We start from the raw sequence: 16,596 nt of genomic DNA, 5'->3' as shown, positions 1-16,596 counted from the left end.
GTGATCTGCGTCACACAATTTAAGTGAATATTCTCCATAAATCCATCAGTATGACTTGTAATTTGGTCAAAATTTAACCAAACGAGACTGTTTTATATTCTTGAAGAGCGAATACTCATGCATGCGCATGAACAGATACGGCACAGGAGTTGCTTTTTCTGCTTATATTGACTACGCCAATCATTCACATCGTGTACATTTGGCAGTCACACTTCCATTACTTAGTAAAAACATATAGTTATGAAAAAAGCGCATAAAATTTATTTCACTGCGTGATCATTCAAATTGTGTTTATAACAGGTTAAAACGATTTAACGCGACTGACTAAAAAAAGTGTGATTTACGTTAAGTTGTTAATTTTTTTCATTTAGACACACTTTGCAATTATTCTTCTTATAAGAATAATTAATGAATAATTATGATAAGCTTCACACTAATGCCCTATTCCCCCCTTGCGGAAGTCTTGAAATCGCGGTAAAGCTGAAGAAACCTTGTTGTTCAGACATCAAAGGATTGCGTGATGAGTTACTCCCATCTTCTTGTTTCTGTCTCGGTTTCGCCGGAAAGTCATCAACTCGTCGCCCGTGCCGTTTCTATCGCCAGACCCGCCAATGCCCGCATCAGCCTGATCACGCTGACGGCCGAACCCGAAATGTACAATCAACTGGCGGCCCCCATGCTGGAGGATATTCGTGAGGTTTTGCAGGAAGAAACGCAGCAGTTTCTGCGAGAGCTGGTCGAAAAGGCACAATATCCGGTTCACCAGACCATTATTGCCACCGGGGAATTAAACGAACATATTCTTAGCGTTTGCCAAAAACAGAATATTGATTTGGTGATCTGCGGTAATCATAACCAGAGCTTTTTTTCTCGTGCGGCCTGTTCGGCGAAATCGATTGTCGCCTCAAGCCAGGTGGATGTGTTGTTGGTACCTCTCGGGGGCTCATAAAGCCCCCGAGGAATATCACGCCAGTTTAGGGAAAGTCGCGATCTTTTTTTGCAGCTGTCCCTCATGGCTCTGCGGTTCAATTTCACGCAGATCGTCTATAAAACGAGCCTGCCAGTGGTTAATGTCATTTTTACGGATGGTCTCCATCATCTCCGCATGGCGAGATATACGCTCCGCCAGCGGCATGGTTAAGGCGCGGTGGAGGGCGTTTGCGACGTCATCGCGATCGTAAGGGTTAACGATGAGTGCTGAAGTAAGCTCATTCGCCGCACCGGCAAACTGAGACAGCACCAGTACCCCAGGGTCCGCAGGATCTTGTGCTGCTACATACTCCTTTGCCACCAGATTCATCCCGTCACGCAGGGGCGTCACCAGCCCGACGTCCGCGTAGCGGAAGACCTTCATCAGGATCTTGCGCTCAAAGTGTTGATTCAGATAGAAAAGGGGTGTCCAGCCCAGCTGTCCGTAGCGGCCGTTGATGCGCCCTGCTTCGGTCTCCAGCTGGTGACGAATATCCTGATAAGCCTGCACCTCGCCGCGCGACGTCGGCGCTATCTGCGTATAGCGAATTTTGCCGTGATGCTGCGGATATTTCTCCAGTAACGTTTCATACGCCAGGAAGCGCTCCGGTAAGCCTTTGGAGTAATCGAGGCGCTCTACTGAAAAGATATTCTTAACGTTTTTAAGCTCATTTTTCAGCTGTGCCAGTTTTGGCGGCAACGGGCCAGACGCTTGTTCGGCAATTTCTTCCGGCTCGATGCCGATAGGATAAACCTCCGTATGGAAGGTTTTACCCCAGGCCGCGTGCGATTTACCGCCATGCGTAACCAGCCGCGTTTTACCCGACACGCTGTCGAGGAAAGCCAGCCTGTCATTTTCAGTCTGGAAACCCAGGAGATCGTAATCGGACAGTGCCTCCAGGATCTCGTCGTGCTGCGGAAGCGCCGTGAAGATCTCCGGCGTCGGGAAGGGAATATGCAGGAAGAAGCCGATGCGATTGTTGACGCCGCGTCTTCTCAATTCTCTGGCAAAGGGCAGAAGATGATAATCGTGGATCCATAAAATATCGTCTTCTTTAATTAATGGCAGCAGTTTATCGGCCAGCAGCGCATTAACGCGCATATAGCCTTCATAAGACTCGCGCTGGAATTTGACCAGATCCAGGCGGTAGTGGAAGGCAGGCCACAGTACGGCATTAGAGAACTCGGAATAATATTCGTTATAGTCCTGTTCGTTCAGGGCGAAAGAGGCCCACGTAATGTTGCCGCGCGAGACTTTCTTAAGCGGCTTGTCTTCATTACTGATTTCCCCACTCCAGCCAAACCAGAGTCCTCCGGCGGCTTTTAGGGCACCTAATACCCCCACCGCCAGGCCACCCGCGCTGGCTTTTTTATCATCCGGCGGTGCAATGCGATTAGAGACGACGATTAAGCGACCCATATAGATTTCTCCCGTTGTGTTGCGCTATTTGTTGTTGTTGCTGGTTAGCGACGTCAGATATCCACTGCCAGACGCTGGCGACGCTTTCCAGCCGCCATCCGGCACACGTTTCCCCTGGCCCGACTTTGACAGACATCCCGCCGGCCTTATTAACCACCATAAACCCGGCCTCATCGGTCAGGTCATCCCCCAAAAATACCGGCTTACGCCCCTGAAAAGGCGGCTCGGCCATAAACGCCGCAATAGCAGCGCCTTTGTTGATCCCTTCAGGTTTAATCTCAATGACGCACTTCCCCGGCTGTAACGCGAGCTCCGGGTGCGCATCGGCCACGCCGCGGGCGATGGCAAAGACTGCCGCTTCATGATGCGGTGCCTGACGATAGTGCAGAGCAAAGGCCATACCTTTGGCTTCCAGCTCGGTACCCGGCAGCGCCTCCAGAGCAGAAGAGAGATGAGCATGCAGCGACTGAATTAAGGCATCGGGGAGTGAGACAATATGCTGTTGATCATGGATATCGCGGCGCTCCGCTCCGTGTACACCGGCCAGCGGAAAGTGATATGGACTGGCGAGCACGTCCAGCTCGGCCATTGAGCGCCCTGAAATCAATGCCAGTGCTCCCTGGTTCATCCGCGAGAGCTGCTGCAAATTCTCTAACACCGTATCCGGTACGACGACCTCATCAGGATGCGGCTTTATCCCGGCGAGCGTTCCGTCGAGGTCAAAAAAGAAAGCAAATTTTCCGGGCAGTACAGGCGGTGCGGTTAACAAGTCAGCCACCCTTTTCCTCCTTACAGTGAGTAAACAGCCATGTAAGTATAGACAGTGTGACGGTGCTCGCCATTTGACAACCGCCCCGTCAGTAAAACTGGCGGGGCGGTTAAGGGGTCAACTATGGTTATTAGTTGAGCAATAAAAAGCGCGGAAAGGCGTTAAAGGGTACGCTTCGCTTTTTGCTTGTAACGGTCGAAAATCACGGCTGCGAGCAGGATCAGACCACGCACCACGTACTGCGAGAATGGCGAAATATTCAACAGGTTCATGGCGTTCTCCACCGTCCCCAAAATCAGGATACCGGCCACTACATATGAGATTTTTCCGATGCCGCCTTTCAGGGAAACGCCCCCTAAAACGCAGGCTGAGATGACGATCAGCTCATAACCAATGGAAGTCATCGGCTGGCCGCTGGTCATGCGCGACGCCAGAATGATCCCTGCTGCTGCGGAGACCAGCCCGGAAAGCACAAAGATAATGATCTTGGTGCGCACCACCGGAACCCCCGCCAGGCGCGCCGCCTCTTCATTCCCGCCAATCGCCAGCGTGTTACGGCCAAACGTGGTGCGGTTAAGCAGGAAGCCAAACAGGATCAGGCAGGCGACCGTCAGCCAGATTGGCGCGGGCAGGCCCAGCCAGTTGGCATAGCCCAGGGTAAAGAAGCGCTCGTCTTCGATCCCCACGGCTTTCCCGTCGGAGATGATGTAGGCCAGACCGCGCACGATTTGCATGGTCGCAAGCGTCGTGATCAGGGCGTTAATCTTCAGGCGGGCAATCACAAACCCGTTCACCAGGCCGCTCAGCACACCGAGCATCAACCCTGCAAAGACGCCAATCCACAGGCTCTCGGTCATGTTGATGACGACTGCCGTGGTCACGCCTGCACAGGCAATTACCGAGGCCACCGACAGGTCAAAATCGCCCGACGCCAGGCAGAACAGCATGCCGCAGGCCACCATGCCGGACATGGAGATTGCCAGCCCCAGCCCCTTCATATTAATGAAGGTGGCAAAGTTCGGCACAAAAATCGCGCAGGCGAGGAACAGCGCGGCAAAGACCACCAGCATACCGTACTGGTCCCAGATGCGGCCAAAACTGAAAGCCGACTTCGGCGCTCCGGATGTAGTTACAGAGGACATCATTGACTCCTTACTCAGGCGACAGCCTGGCTAACTTTAGGCATGGCGAGACTCAACGCCTGTTGTTCATTCGCCTGTTCATGCAGCAACTCACCGGCAATTTCACCTTCACGCATCACGACGATGCGGTCGGCAACGCCAAGCACCTCAGGCAGATCGCTGGAGGCGAACAGCACCGCCACGCCGCGTTTTGCCAGTTCATAAATCACGTTATAGATTTCGTGTTTTGCCCCCACGTCGATACCGCGCGTCGGCTCATCCAGCAAAATGACCTTCATATCTTCCGACAGCCAGCGGCCCAGAATGGCTTTTTGCTGATTACCGCCGGAGAGATTCATGATCAGCTGTTCCGCACCCGGCGTTTTGATGTTCAGCGAGCGGATATGATGGTCGGCGTTGCTCGCTTCCCAGCCGTCATCGATCAGGCACCCCGCGCGGAGGTATTTGCGTCTCGCAGAGATATTGATGTTGTCGCGTACCGAGTGGACCGGAATGATCCCCTCCGCTTTGCGATCTTCCGGGCAGAGCATCATGCCCGCATTGATCGCGTGGGCGGGCTTCTGGATATCGATTTTTTGCCCGTCAATAGAGACCTGCCCCTCTGAGATCCGCGTGCCGCCAAACAACCCTTTCATCAGTTCGCTGCGCCCTGCCCCGACAAGGCCAAACAGCCCGACGATTTCCCCGCTGCGCACCGAAAGAGAAATCGGCGTGCGCACGCCGGGCGCTTTAACGTTATCCAGGCGCAGGCGCTCCGGGCCGTACTCGCGCGGCTGCCAGTGGTAAATATCGCCCAGCTCGCGTCCGACCATCGCCTGAACCAGCTGGTCATGGTTAACCTGTGCCATGTCCGTGAACGTCCGCACGTAGCGACCGTCCTTAAACACGGTGATGGCATCGCTTAGGGCAAAGATCTCCTCCATACGGTGCGAAACGTACAGAATAATGCGCCCTTCTTTGCGCAGCTCGCGGATCACGCGGAACAGATTTTCAATTTCACGTGCGGAGAGCGAACTGGTCGGTTCATCAAAGGCGATAATCTTGGCGTTACGCGCCAGCGCCTTGGCAATTTCAACCATCTGCCACTGGCCGATGGAGAGATATTTCAGGGGCGTTTGCGGATCGACATCCAGCCCAAGGTGTTTAAGCTGCAGCCCCGCTTCGTAATTGAGTAGCGAACGATTTACCACGCCGCTTTTGTGCGGAAGCTGACCTAAATAGATGTTCTCTGCCACGGTCATTTCAGGAATGAGGTGCAGTTCCTGATAGATGATGGCGACCCCGGCATTGAGGGCCGCCGTCGTATCGGCAAACGCCACCTCTTCGCCGCGTATCGCCAGCGTGCCGGTTGTGGGGGTGTAGTTACCGCTGAGAATTTTCAACAGCGTGGATTTTCCCGCGCCGTTCTCCCCCATCAGGGCGTGAACCTGACCGGCATGGCAGTCAAAGCTGATATCGGTCAGCGCGTTAACACCGGGGAACGTTTTCCCGATGCCGCGAAAAGAGAGATAGGGATCAGACTGTTGCATAACGACTCCGTGATTCCTGTAGTGTGTACGTCTGGCCCCTCAGGTAAATGAGGGGCACAATCACAGCGTATTACTTACCGCCCAGTCCTTTTTTCGCCAGCTCCTCTTTGAAGTTGTCGCGGGTGATCAGCACCACGTCGGTCACTTCGGTGAATTTCGGCGGTTCAGCCCCTTTGGTCACCCAGTTGTAGAGCATTTCGCTGGATTTGTAGCCGTGAACGTCCGGGCTTGGCAGCAGCGAGCCATAGAAGCCGGTTGCCTGCGCTTTGGACAGTTCGCTGACCGCGTCCACGCCGTTGATGCCGATGCCGATAACGTCAGGCGCCTTGAAGCCCTGGCCTTCGGTTGCGCGCACGCCGCCCAGCACGGTGTTGTCGTTCATGCCGACCACCAGCCAGTGTTTGACTTCCGGATGCTGGACCAGCATAGAGTTAGCCGCGTCGAACGCGCCCGGGATGTCGTTAGATTTGGTGGGGACTTTGTAGATCTGCTTTTCCGGGAAGCCGGCTGCTTTCAGCGCGTCCATTGACCCGGTCGTACGACGGCGCGCCGTGTCCAGCTCGTCAGCGGTAATCGCCATCACCGCGGTCTCCTTCACATCCCAGCCGCGTTTTTGCATCTCTTTATAGAGTTCCTGGCCCTGACGTTCGCCGATTTTGGTCGCCGCCATCATCACCAGCGGGACGCTGTCCATCGGCTTACCTTTGGCGTTCACGAACTGGTCATCAACCGCAATGACCTTCATGTCATAGCCACGTGCTTTGGCGGCAATCGCTGAACCCAGTTTCGGATCCGGGGTACAGATAACAAACCCTTTCGCACCGCTGGCCGCCAGGCTGTCGATGGCGTTCAGGGTTTTCTCACCGTCCGGTACGGCGATTTTAATCACTTCAAAACCTAAATCTTTTCCGGCTTTATCGGCGAATTTCCACTCGGTCTGGAACCAGGGTTCTTCAGGCTGTTTAACCAAAAAACCGAGTTTTAAATTTTCAGCGATAGCGGATTGTGACATAACGGCAGCCAGGCCGATGGCCGCCAGCGCTTTAGTAAATTTGTGCATGGTAAACTCCAGCTTTAGCAATCTTTTCTGTAGGGAATATTTGCGTGCTTCTTATTTAATCGGACTTAAAACAAGGCATTAGCGCTTACCTCGTCATAAGCGTTAGTGCTGGTGATAGTTTTAGCGGGAAATTAATCATCCATAAGAGAGCGGCATCACACCGCAGAATTACAGTAATTGCGTACATAAATTCAGCGGAAAATGACATAAAAATGGCAGGAATTGTCAGACAATTAAAATAGGGTTCAGCAGAATAATCCATAAGATTAGCCAAGAAGTCCCTGACAGCCGGACGCCATGACGTCCGGCAGGAAAATTACCAGGCGTAATAGATGTGATCCGCGTGATCGCGGACAGGCGCTTCGTCACCCAACAGGCGAGCAGAAAGGGTCAGCGCAAAGTCAAACGCGTGGCCCAGACCTTTACCGCTGATCAGGTTTTTATCCTCGACGACCGGTGCATCCACGTATTCACCGTCCGTTACGGTTTCCCATAAATCTCCCGAGCAGACGTAACGGCGTCCTTTGAGTAACCCGTTCCCGCCAAGCACGCGCGCTGCGGCAGAACAGAGGGGACAAATTAATTTTCCACTTTCATCATGTGTGGACACAAAGCGGATGACGTCCCGGCTGGCGGCCAGATTGACGCTTCCCTGCGGCCCTCCGGGTAGCACCACCGCATCGTAAAGCGTGTTCAGACGCTCGGATAACGTACTGTCTGCCACCATCGGGATGTTATGGTAGCTCACTACCGCCCGAGATTCTGCGCAAGCCAGGGTTTCCACCTCAATATTCAACCGACGCAGAATATCAATCGTAATAATTGCTTCTGCTTCCTCAAAACCAGGTGCCAGCAGCACCGCAACGTTCGCCATGTTAACCTCAGTGAATGGAATGGATTAAAACACTGTTTCATTTTCACAAAATCATCTGGAACAATCCTGCATGGCGATCACATTACCGTCATTTTTACAAAAATTGATTTAGCGCAATTTTACGCCCATAGAATATATTTTGAATTAATGATGCATATTTCTTCTATTCACAGAATATTCTGTTACCAGACTATTTAACGCTGTGTATCCTGAGCAGTAAATATATCAATGCACTGCAAAATCAATCACTTATTTATGTGTTAATTTATATCCATCTGTTTGATATTCTGTACTATATTAAAATTTGTAATGTATGGTAAATACGGGACAATTAAGAGTTTTCTTAATCCAGAGACAAGGGTATGCTTATTTATATCGAACACAGGATGTGAATATTCGATCAACTTCCGTCAATGCAGAATTGCCTTCTGCCTGTAATTTTATCTACCTGCCGGGTCAGGTTTAGCTGCGGACATCACGTCCCACAGTCAATAAGGATATGAGTATGACTACCCAAACGATGATGCAAAAACTGAATGCCCAAATGAACCTGGAGTTCTACGCCTCCAATTTGCACCTGCATTTGAGCGCGTGGTGCTCCGAAAACAGTCTCAATGGTTCAGCCACGTTCTTTCGCACTCAGGCGCAAAGTAACGTCACGCATATGATGCGCGTCTTTAACTTTCTGAAAGCTGTAGGGGCGAACCCTATCGTAAAAGCCCTGGACACGATCGACGATAACTACTCTTCGCTGGAAGAATTGTTCCAGAAAACGCTTGAAGAGTATGAACAGCGCTGCAGCACACTCAGCAAACTGGCTGATGAAGCCAAAGCGCAGCACGACAGCATTACCCTGAAATTCCTGCGCGATATGGACAAAGAGCAGCAGCAGGACGGTACGCTGCTCAAAACGCTTGCGGACGAACTCCGCAATGCGAAGCATGCCGGTTTATGCCCGGAGCAAACTGACCGTCATCTGCTCGACATTGTCACCGTTCAGCGCCACTGAGCGCGACTGACCTGCTCCTGACCGGGGCAGGTTCCTCCCACAACCTCCTGCTTTGTCTGAGATTTAACAAATCAGATCTTGCTCCCAATGAATAACCACACATCGTGTAATGATTTATTTAATTACATAATGTTTGACGAGGGAGCATCATGATCACCATTGAGTTTATTGTTGTTATTGCCTGTCTGCTGGTCGGGACCCGCTTTGGCGGGATGGGACTGGGGCTAATAAGCGGTATTGGCCTGTTTATTCTGAGCTTCATTTTTGGGCTGCAACCCGGCAAACCGCCGGTTGACGTGATGCTGACCATTCTCGCGGTGATTGGCTGTGCGGCCACTCTGCAGACTGCCGGTGGGCTGAACGTGATGATGCAGTTCGCCGAGCGTCTGTTGCGCAAACATCCGCAGCACATCACGCTCCTCGCCCCCTTCACCACCTGGATGCTGACCTTTCTGTGCGGCACGGGCCACGTGGTGTACACCATGTTCCCCATTATTGCCGATATTGCGCTGAAAAAAGGGATCCGCCCGGAGCGCCCCATGGCGGTAGCCTCCGTGGCCTCGCAAATGGCCATCACCGCCTCGCCTGTATCGGTCGCGGTTGTGTCGCTGGTGTCGATTCTCGGCGCGCAGCACGGAATCGGTCACGCGTGGGGGATCCTGGAGATCCTCGCCGTATCCGTACCTGCCTCGCTGTTTGGGGTGGCGATTGCGGCCCTGTGGAGTTTGCGTCGCGGCAAAGACTTAGCGGATGACGTGGAGTTTCAGGAAAAGCTGAAAGATCCGAAACAGCGGGAGTTTATCTATGGCAGCACGGAAACGCTGATGAATCAGCGCTTCCCGAAACAGGCCTACTGGTCCACCTGGATCTTCTTCACCGGGATTGCCATCGTGGTTCTGCTGGGAGCCCTGCCTGAACTGCGCCCTGCTTTTGAGGTAAAAGGCAAAATGGCGGCGCTTTCGATGAACCTGGTCATCCAGATGATGATGCTGATTGCCGGTGCTGTCATGCTAATGGCCTGCAAGGTGAATGCCTCTGCCATCTCGAACGGTGCGGTGTTTAAAGCGGGAATGGTTGCAATCTTCTCGGTGTTTGGCGTGGCGTGGATGAGCGATACCTTTTTCCAGGCGCATCTGGATGAACTGAAAATGGCGCTGGAAGGGGTCGTCAAAAGCCACCCGTGGACCTATGCCATTGTACTGTTTCTGGTTTCTAAACTGGTGAACAGCCAGGCGGCGGCGTTAACTGCGGTTGCGCCGATGGGGTTAATGCTGGGCATCGATCCGAAAATGCTGATCGCCTTTTTCCCGGCCTCGTACGGCTACTTTGTCTTACCGACCTACCCCAGCGATCTGGCCTGCATTGGATTTGACCGTTCAGGCACCACCCGCATCGGCAAATTTATCATCAACCACAGCTTCATCCTGCCGGGGCTGATCGGCGTGAGCTGTGCCTGCGCGGCGAGCTACCTGCTGGTCCAGACCTTCTTCTGACCGTCCCTCGGGCGACTGACAGGGTCGCCCGTTTCACGGCTTAGTGAGACTCGCCCTGCGGGGTGAATCGCAGCTCAATCAGCGCGATGGCTTTCTGAATGGCGCGAAGCGTAACCGGATCGGCCGCCGCGGGATGGCTGGTGAAATCGATGTTTTTCAGCTGGGTCGACATTTTTTCACGTACTTCGACAGGCGCGATAACGTCAATCACATCAAGGATTTGCTTAATAACCAGCTGACAGGCAACGACGTCAGAGACCAGTTCCTGATCGGCGCTCAGGTTTTGTGACATGGGGTTTCTCCTTAGTTAAAGGCCGCCATAGTAGCAAACCGCGCGCCCTTTCATCTCTTTCTCGTCGCTTGCAGGCATAAAAAAACCTGCCGAAGCAGGTTTTTTATCAGAACATCGCGCCCGGTGGGACGTCTTTGAAAGTCGTGCAGTAGTTAGCCCACATGCTTTTCAGGATTTTGCGCAGTTTCATTATGATGCTCCAGTAACGTGTTATGCAGGTGTTATTGTCAATGCGCTTATAATATGACCACCATCACAAAAATCAATCATTTTGTGATGGGCATCACATCAACAAATCCACCAGTGCTACAACAATGTTACGGAAAAAGCTGCAAAATCCACAGGTTACGCCAATATAAATTCCAGTAAATTTTTATAAAAAATTTTGATACGCCTGGAACGTTATGGATGCAATCACAGGCTGTTAGCCAACAATCCCACGCACGAAGGCTTCGATCTCTTTATCCTGGCAGTTTTCAAAGAAACACTGCTGGAAACGTTGACCGGATACGGCGGTTTTCACCAGTTCAGGATCGATGGCGCGCAGGGTATCGAGGTAATTTTCTTTTACCACCGCCGCTTTCACCTGGTTCAGGATCCCCGCATTACGCACCTGCGGCTCTTTACGCTCTGGCGGATACCCCTCGCCGTTACGGCCCGTGAAGGCTTTCTCAAAGATAAAGCGCACGTTCAATTCAGCACCCCAGCCAAAGCCTTTGGCAAATGGCAGGGACAGCGCGTTACCGTTGTTGATCTGCGCAAACAGGAAGGCGTCTGCAGGATCGATGCAATAGCCGCAAATTACGCCCGGATGGATATTGAGCGACATCAGCGCCCCCTGGCCGGTACCGCAGCCGGTCACGACAAAATCCACGGCTTTGGAATTCAGCAGAATGCTCGCCATAATCCCAAGATGGATATAGGTAAGATGGTGATCGTTTTCGTCGCTCATCCCGACGTTATACACCGGGAAGCCTTTTTCATCGGCAACGGCTTTTAGCTCATTAAGGATGATGGGATTTTTAGCTGCCTGGCTGTTTTCCATCATCAGCGCAATTTTCATCGTGTCTCTCCTGAATGTGTGGCGGACAAGCCCGCTGTGGATACCGTATCCCCTTAACCTTACTATCAAACAAACACTCTTTCAAATTAAGTGAAAATGTGTTTTAAAAAACACAATTGCGCTCACAGTTTCGTGACCTGATGCTGTTCGTTGCGAAGAGAAAGGGTTGATCCTCAGGCTATTCGAGGCATTGACTGAAACGGTGGACGCTAAAATAGCGTATTTCCTCTTCACGCAGAATGAACCATGAAAAGAGTAATCATCGCCGGAACGCTCCTGCTTCTCGCGGGGTGCAACGTTAACCGTCAGGCGGAGGTCAGTCATCTTGACGCCCCCAACGGGATTGTCCGCCTCGACTACGGCCAGGCCATGCTGCAAAACGCCCATTCCGATGCGTATGTGAATAACGGCACCGCAGTGAAAGCCTGTCAGGGCATGGGATATGCCTCCGCCTCCGCCTATGGTCAGCCTGTCAAAACCTGTACCCTGATTAGCGGATCGCTATGTCTGAACGAGAGCGTGACCATTCAGTATAAATGCATGGGCTACGCCGTGAATCCTGGCGTCACGAATCCATGGTATTAATGTTGTCTGCCAGCACCGCTGGCAGTCTTTTAATTAAGAACACAAACAATTCTCATTAATAAATATAAAAAAGTGCCAATGCGTGTTATTCCCATTCGTATTTTTAAATAAACAAATATTTATTTTACGTTTTGCAAATAATTAAATAACAAATTATAGTGTCGCTCATTGTGAACCAGAAATAATAAACCGGAGCGCCACCATGCTGAAAACTGAAATGATCGACAAGCTCAATGCTCAAATGAACCTTGAGCTTTATTCATCCCTTCTTTACCAGCAGATGAGCGCCTGGTGCAGCTATCACAGCTTTGAAGGTGCCGCCGCGTTTCTGCGTCGTCACGCACAGGAAGAGATGACGCACATGCAGCGTCTCTTTGATTATCTGACAGATACGGGCAGCCTGCCGCGCATTGATACGGTTGCCTCTCCGGTTGCTGAATACGGTTCTCTTGATGAACTGTTCCGCGCCACTTACGAGCACGAACAGCTGATCACTCAGAAAATTAATGAACTGGTTCACGCTGCAATGACCAGCCAGGATTATCCAACCTTTAATTTCCTGCAATGGTACGTCGCCGAGCAACACGAAGAAGAAAAACTGTTTAAATCCGTGCTGGATAAATTGTCTCTGGCCGGTAAATCAGGTGAAGGTCTTTACTTTATTGATAAAGAACTGGCGACCCTCGACGCGCAGAATTAATTCCCCTACGGTGCTGAACGCTCAGCACCGTTTTAATGCCCCCCTCTATTTATTACCTCTTCCCTTCACCTCACCGTTCAATACATGCTTGTCCCTCGCCAAATCGTAAACTTAAAGTTACACACGTTGTAACGGTGATTTGACGAGTTAACGCTTTTCCCTTACTCTGCGCCGCAGATTAGGTCGCGATTAAGAATCGTTGTAGAGGAAAGCGTGAAAAACAGAGCTCTGGGAAGTATTTTCATCGTCGCAGGAACGACGATTGGCGCAGGAATGCTGGCCATGCCGTTGGCGGCCGCAGGCGTCGGATTTGGCGTAACCTTATTGCTTCTCGCCACACTCTGGGCGTTGATGTGTTACACCGCTCTGCTGCTGCTGGAGGTTTATCAGCACGTCCCTGCCGACACGGGTTTAGGTTCGCTGGCTGCACGCTACCTGGGACGCTATGGCCAGTGGGTTACAGGCTTTAGCATGATGTTCCTGATGTACGCCCTGACGGCTGCCTACATTAGCGGAGCCGGAGAGCTGATCGCGTCCAGCGTCAATGACGGGTTTGGCACACAGGTTACGCCCGGCACGGGCGCGGTCTTCTTCGCACTCGTCGGCGGCAGCGTGGTGTGTATTGGCACATCGCTGGTCGATCTCTTTAACCGCTTTCTGTTCAGCGCCAAGATTATTTTCCTGGTTGTGATGCTGGCTCTGCTCGCGCCGCACGTTCACAAGATTAACCTGCTGACGCTGCCGCTGGAGAAAGGGCTGGCGCTTTCCGCGATCCCGGTGATTTTCACCTCGTTCGGCTTTCACGGCAGCGTGCCGAGTATCGTCAGCTATATGAATGGCGATACCCGCAAGCTCCGCCGCATCTTTATCATCGGCAGCGCGATTCCGCTGGTCGCCTACATCTTCTGGCAGCTGGTCACGCTGGGCAGCATTGACTCCTCAACCTTTATCGGTTTAATGGCTGCGCATTCCGGACTGAATGGTTTCCTGATGGCGCTGCGTGAGGTGGTGACCTCTCCACACGTCGAGCTGGCGGTACATTTATTCGCTGACCTGGCGCTGGCGACGTCGTTTTTGGGCGTGGCGCTCGGCCTGTTTGATTATCTGGCCGATCTGTTCCAGCGCCGCAATACCGTTGCCGGACGCTTGCAAACGGGTGCAATTACCTTCCTGCCGCCACTGGCCTTTGCGCTGTTCTATCCGCGTGGCTTTGTGATGGCGCTGGGCTATGCGGGCGTGGCGTTATCCGTCCTCGCGCTGCTGTTGCCTTCCCTGCTGGCATGGAAGAGCCGTCAGCAGCATCCTCAGCAGGGTTATCGCGTGGCGGGGGGTAAACCGCTGCTGTGCATCGTGTTTGCCTGCGGCGTGGTGATTATTCTGGTGCAATTCCTCATAGCAGCGGGAATGCTGCCGGAAGTGGGGTAATAAAAAAGGGGCTACGATTAGCCCCTTTCTTTATTAATGCAAACAACAGCTCTTGAACTTCTTCCCGCTGCCGCACGGGCACGGATCGTTACGCCCGACCTTCGTGCCGTTAATAATTGGTTTTTGTGTTTCCTGCTGCTGCGGATGGGCAACCCAGTAGTTGTATAAACGCAGCGCCGCGGGCTGGATGCTCTCGATGCTGGCCGTATACTCCTCTTCGGTCAGCTCATCCAGCTTTTCGCTGCCCTCTTCCGTTCCGTGTAGGGCAATCACATCCAGTTCGGCTTTCAGTTCGTCAGGCAGTGACGACCAGTCGGTCAGCGCCACGCCGCGCATATAGCCATAGCACCACTCTTCAACCACGGTGTAGCTTTGGCCATCAACGTCGTTAAAACCAAACATGGGCTCGAACTGATCCGGATACTCGCTCAGGCGCTCAGCAATGTCGTTCATATGCTTAAAGCAGAGATCGATAAAACGATTCATTTCACGATCGTTTTTCCAGCGCGGAATGTACTTCTCGCCGCCCCAGACCGCTACCAGCCAGGCATCGGGTTCAACCACCCTTGGGCCGGAAAGCACTGCGGTAAGCATGCCGTCCAGTTCGGACACGTCAATCACGGACGCATCGTCATGACCGTAAGACATTAACGTCTCTTCAAGCCACTCCATTTCGCTTTCATTTAATGGGCCTTCAGTCATCGCTGACACTCCTGATGAAAAGGAAACGATCCTAACACATAACCTACGCCTTTCCCGGCGGAAGTTGAGGTCTTTATTGCTGCAAAAACGTGCAAATCGTGACCCTTGCACAACTTATGGGCTTTGTTGTTAACGAGATGTGATCTCCGCTGTAATTTCAGTGCGTCCCGCAAGGCTGCGTAAATCGGCGCTCTATACTCAACTATGTCACAACCCGGTCAATGGGTTAACCATTCTGGCAACGATTTTGCTTAATGTTCTGCGCGCAACTGCGCATGGAAACCTCGCCGTATTAAGCAGGATGTGGCCTGGATTTTGTTCGTTTAGTGCATGTTGTTCTCGATCTTATTTATAGATTGGCTGCGCCGTAGGGCGTTTGGGTTGACGCCGTGGTGCAAAAACCTCTTTGCTAAGGAACACAATAATGTCGCTGAAATTTATCAGAAGTCCTCTTTCTCTTGTGTTAGCCGGTTGTCTGGTGACGGCATTTTCCGCCCAGGCCGATATTGTGATTGGCGTGGCCGGGCCGTTTACAGGCCCAAATGCCACCTATGGCGATCAGTACTGGCATGGCGCAACGCAGGCCGCAGAAGACATTAACGCCGCGGGAGGGATCAACGGTGAGAAAATTAAGCTGGTTCAGGGAGATGATGCCTGCGAGCCTAAGCAGGCTGTTGCCGTCGCTAACCGTTTAGTCGACCAGGACAAAGTCAATGCGGTTGTCGGCCATTTCTGCTCCTCTTCCACCATGCCCGCCTCCGAGGTGTATAGCGATGCGGGCATTATTGCCATCACCCCCGGTTCGACTAACCCACTCATTACCGAGCGCGGCATGAGCGATATGTTCCGCATGTGCGGCCGGGACGATCAGCAGGGGCAAGTCGCCAGCGACTTCATCATCGATAAGCTGAAGGCCAAACGCGTGGCGATCATTCACGATAAAGACACCTACGGTCAGGGGTTAGCGGACGCCACCAAAGCGGCGCTTGCCAAACGCGGCGTGAAGGATGTGATGTATGAAGGCTTATCGCGTGGGGAAAAAGACTTTAACGCGCTGGTAACGAAAATTGGCGCGCAAAAACCGGACGTGGTGTTCTTCGGGGGCTGCCACCCTGAGGCGGGCCCGCTGGTGCGCCAGATGCGTGAACAGGGCGTACAGGCGAAATTCTTTTCAGGGGACTGTATCGTCAATGAAGAGATGGTTACCGCCGCGGGTGGCCCGCAGTACACCAACGGTATCTACATGACCTTTGGTAAAGATCCGCGACTGATCCCGGACGGTAAAGCGGTGATTGAGAAATTCCGCGCCGGTAAATTCGAACCAGAAGGCTATACCCTTTACTCATATGCCTCTATCCAGGCCATTGCCGCCGCCTTCAAGGCCACCGGAGGCAAAGACTCCGCCAAAGCCAGCGAGTGGCTGAAAGCGAACGCCGTCGACACGGTGATGGGCAAAAAAGCATGGGACAGCAAAGGCGATTTAAAAGTGTCTGACTACGTGGTTTATCAGTGGGACGACAAGGGAAAATATAAGGAAGTGCAGTAACGGGACGGAGTCACGCTC

Annotated in this window: 17 protein-coding genes; 7 read left to right on the top strand and 10 right to left on the bottom strand. The window is 52.5% G+C overall.

The genetic code is table 11. The features are described from left to right. Positions 1-520 precede the first annotated feature (520 nt). A complete protein-coding gene (gene uspC / locus KK102_RS11385; RefSeq protein WP_216357616.1) occupies positions 521-949 on the top strand; it encodes a universal stress protein UspC in 429 nt (142 codons plus the stop codon). Positions 950-964: 15 nt separating this feature from the next. Here the strand turns inward: uspC and otsA are convergent, their stop codons facing one another. The 6 genes from otsA to KK102_RS11355 all read right to left on the bottom strand — a co-directional run bounded on the left by otsA (position 965) and on the right by KK102_RS11355 (position 7,763). Beyond that, positions 965-2,389 (bottom strand): alpha,alpha-trehalose-phosphate synthase, encoded by a 1,425-nt coding sequence (gene otsA / locus KK102_RS11380; RefSeq protein WP_100166006.1) that lies wholly within the window; start codon positions 2,387-2,389, stop codon positions 965-967. Further along, the gene (gene otsB / locus KK102_RS11375) at positions 2,364-3,167 is read right to left on the bottom strand and encodes a trehalose-phosphatase (RefSeq protein WP_216357615.1); all 804 of its coding nucleotides are present in this window, start codon (positions 3,165-3,167) and stop codon (positions 2,364-2,366) included. The genes otsA and otsB overlap by 26 nt, the downstream gene beginning before the upstream one ends. A 152-nt stretch (positions 3,168-3,319) precedes the next feature. Then, complete coding sequence (araH, locus tag KK102_RS11370; protein WP_216357614.1) at positions 3,320-4,300, bottom strand: L-arabinose ABC transporter permease AraH; 981 nt, start codon at positions 4,298-4,300, stop codon at positions 3,320-3,322. A gap of 14 nt (positions 4,301-4,314) precedes the next feature. After that, entirely contained in the window at positions 4,315-5,829 is a 1,515-nt protein-coding gene (gene araG / locus KK102_RS11365; RefSeq protein WP_216357613.1) for an L-arabinose ABC transporter ATP-binding protein AraG, read from the bottom strand. A gap of 70 nt (positions 5,830-5,899) precedes the next feature. Continuing rightward, positions 5,900-6,889 (bottom strand): arabinose ABC transporter substrate-binding protein AraF, encoded by a 990-nt coding sequence (gene araF, locus KK102_RS11360; protein WP_008500409.1) that lies wholly within the window; start codon positions 6,887-6,889, stop codon positions 5,900-5,902. Between the two features lie 316 nt (positions 6,890-7,205). Beyond that, positions 7,206-7,763: a DJ-1/PfpI family protein gene (locus KK102_RS11355; protein WP_126545468.1), complete on the bottom strand. Its 558-nt coding sequence runs from the start codon at positions 7,761-7,763 to the stop codon at positions 7,206-7,208. Positions 7,764-8,268: 505 nt separating this feature from the next. Between KK102_RS11355 and KK102_RS11350 the strand changes: the two genes are divergently transcribed. Then, on the top strand, positions 8,269-8,772 hold the full coding sequence (locus KK102_RS11350) for a non-heme ferritin-like protein (RefSeq protein WP_010432470.1): 504 nt from the start codon (positions 8,269-8,271) through the stop codon (positions 8,770-8,772). A gap of 149 nt (positions 8,773-8,921) precedes the next feature. Then, complete coding sequence (locus KK102_RS11345) at positions 8,922-10,265, top strand: anaerobic C4-dicarboxylate transporter (protein ID WP_216357612.1); 1,344 nt, start codon at positions 8,922-8,924, stop codon at positions 10,263-10,265. Positions 10,266-10,305: 40 nt separating this feature from the next. Here KK102_RS11345 and KK102_RS11340 read toward each other — a convergent pair whose 3' ends face one another. The 3 genes from KK102_RS11340 to KK102_RS11330 all read right to left on the bottom strand — a co-directional run bounded on the left by KK102_RS11340 (position 10,306) and on the right by KK102_RS11330 (position 11,620). Further along, on the bottom strand, positions 10,306-10,557 hold the full coding sequence (locus KK102_RS11340; protein WP_006176098.1) for a DUF2766 family protein: 252 nt from the start codon (positions 10,555-10,557) through the stop codon (positions 10,306-10,308). A 106-nt stretch (positions 10,558-10,663) separates the two neighbouring features. Beyond that, complete coding sequence (gene azuC / locus KK102_RS11335; protein ID WP_003859682.1) at positions 10,664-10,747, bottom strand: stress response protein AzuC; 84 nt, start codon at positions 10,745-10,747, stop codon at positions 10,664-10,666. Positions 10,748-10,981: 234 nt separating this feature from the next. Further along, positions 10,982-11,620, bottom strand: a complete 639-nt coding sequence (locus tag KK102_RS11330) for an RpiB/LacA/LacB family sugar-phosphate isomerase (RefSeq protein ID WP_126545470.1) — start codon at positions 11,618-11,620, stop codon at positions 10,982-10,984. Between the two features lie 246 nt (positions 11,621-11,866). On the opposite strand from KK102_RS11330, the gene yecR reads away from it, so the two are divergent. The 3 genes from yecR to tyrP all read left to right on the top strand — a co-directional run bounded on the left by yecR (position 11,867) and on the right by tyrP (position 14,330). Beyond that, positions 11,867-12,205, top strand: a complete 339-nt coding sequence (gene yecR / locus KK102_RS11325; RefSeq protein WP_216357611.1) for a YecR family lipoprotein — start codon at positions 11,867-11,869, stop codon at positions 12,203-12,205. A gap of 202 nt (positions 12,206-12,407) precedes the next feature. Beyond that, positions 12,408-12,905 (top strand): non-heme ferritin, encoded by a 498-nt coding sequence (gene ftnA / locus KK102_RS11320; protein WP_216357610.1) that lies wholly within the window; start codon positions 12,408-12,410, stop codon positions 12,903-12,905. Between the two features lie 213 nt (positions 12,906-13,118). Further along, the gene (gene tyrP / locus KK102_RS11315; protein ID WP_216357609.1) at positions 13,119-14,330 is read left to right on the top strand and encodes a tyrosine transporter TyrP; all 1,212 of its coding nucleotides are present in this window, start codon (positions 13,119-13,121) and stop codon (positions 14,328-14,330) included. 33 nt (positions 14,331-14,363) lie between these two features. Here tyrP and KK102_RS11310 read toward each other — a convergent pair whose 3' ends face one another. Further along, positions 14,364-15,032 carry a YecA/YgfB family protein gene (locus KK102_RS11310; RefSeq protein ID WP_216357608.1) on the bottom strand — a complete coding sequence of 223 codons (669 nt, stop codon included), beginning with the start codon at positions 15,030-15,032 and terminating at the stop codon, positions 14,364-14,366. 424 nt (positions 15,033-15,456) lie between these two features. On the opposite strand from KK102_RS11310, the gene KK102_RS11305 reads away from it, so the two are divergent. Then, entirely contained in the window at positions 15,457-16,578 is a 1,122-nt protein-coding gene (locus KK102_RS11305) for a branched-chain amino acid ABC transporter substrate-binding protein (protein WP_126545475.1), read from the top strand. Positions 16,579-16,596: the final 18 nt, after the last annotated feature.

This window comes from Enterobacter quasimori, assembly GCF_018597345.1.
Lineage (GTDB): Bacteria > Pseudomonadota > Gammaproteobacteria > Enterobacterales > Enterobacteriaceae > Enterobacter > Enterobacter mori.
This window is presented reverse-complemented; position numbering and strand designations above follow the sequence as displayed.

Excerpts from the sequence above, each read along its gene's own strand:
- uspC (WP_216357616.1), top strand. The coding sequence starts at position 521 with ATGAGTTACTCCCATCTTCTTGTTTCTGTCTCGGTTTCGCCGGAAAGT.
- otsA (WP_100166006.1), bottom strand. The coding sequence starts at position 2,389 with ATGGGTCGCTTAATCGTCGTCTCTAATCGCATTGCACCGCCGGATGAT.
- araH (WP_216357614.1), bottom strand. The coding sequence starts at position 4,300 with ATGTCCTCTGTAACTACATCCGGAGCGCCGAAGTCGGCTTTCAGTTTT.
- araG (WP_216357613.1), bottom strand. The coding sequence starts at position 5,829 with ATGCAACAGTCTGATCCCTATCTCTCTTTTCGCGGCATCGGGAAAACG.
- araF (WP_008500409.1), bottom strand. The coding sequence starts at position 6,889 with ATGCACAAATTTACTAAAGCGCTGGCGGCCATCGGCCTGGCTGCCGTT.
- KK102_RS11355 (WP_126545468.1), bottom strand. The coding sequence starts at position 7,763 with ATGGCGAACGTTGCGGTGCTGCTGGCACCTGGTTTTGAGGAAGCAGAA.
- KK102_RS11350 (WP_010432470.1), top strand. The coding sequence starts at position 8,269 with ATGACTACCCAAACGATGATGCAAAAACTGAATGCCCAAATGAACCTG.
- KK102_RS11345 (WP_216357612.1), top strand. The coding sequence starts at position 8,922 with ATGATCACCATTGAGTTTATTGTTGTTATTGCCTGTCTGCTGGTCGGG.
- KK102_RS11340 (WP_006176098.1), bottom strand. The coding sequence starts at position 10,557 with ATGTCACAAAACCTGAGCGCCGATCAGGAACTGGTCTCTGACGTCGTT.
- azuC (WP_003859682.1), bottom strand. The coding sequence starts at position 10,747 with ATGAAACTGCGCAAAATCCTGAAAAGCATGTGGGCTAACTACTGCACG.
- KK102_RS11330 (WP_126545470.1), bottom strand. The coding sequence starts at position 11,620 with ATGAAAATTGCGCTGATGATGGAAAACAGCCAGGCAGCTAAAAATCCC.
- yecR (WP_216357611.1), top strand. The coding sequence starts at position 11,867 with ATGAAAAGAGTAATCATCGCCGGAACGCTCCTGCTTCTCGCGGGGTGC.
- ftnA (WP_216357610.1), top strand. The coding sequence starts at position 12,408 with ATGCTGAAAACTGAAATGATCGACAAGCTCAATGCTCAAATGAACCTT.
- KK102_RS11310 (WP_216357608.1), bottom strand. The coding sequence starts at position 15,032 with ATGACTGAAGGCCCATTAAATGAAAGCGAAATGGAGTGGCTTGAAGAG.
- KK102_RS11305 (WP_126545475.1), top strand. The coding sequence starts at position 15,457 with ATGTCGCTGAAATTTATCAGAAGTCCTCTTTCTCTTGTGTTAGCCGGT.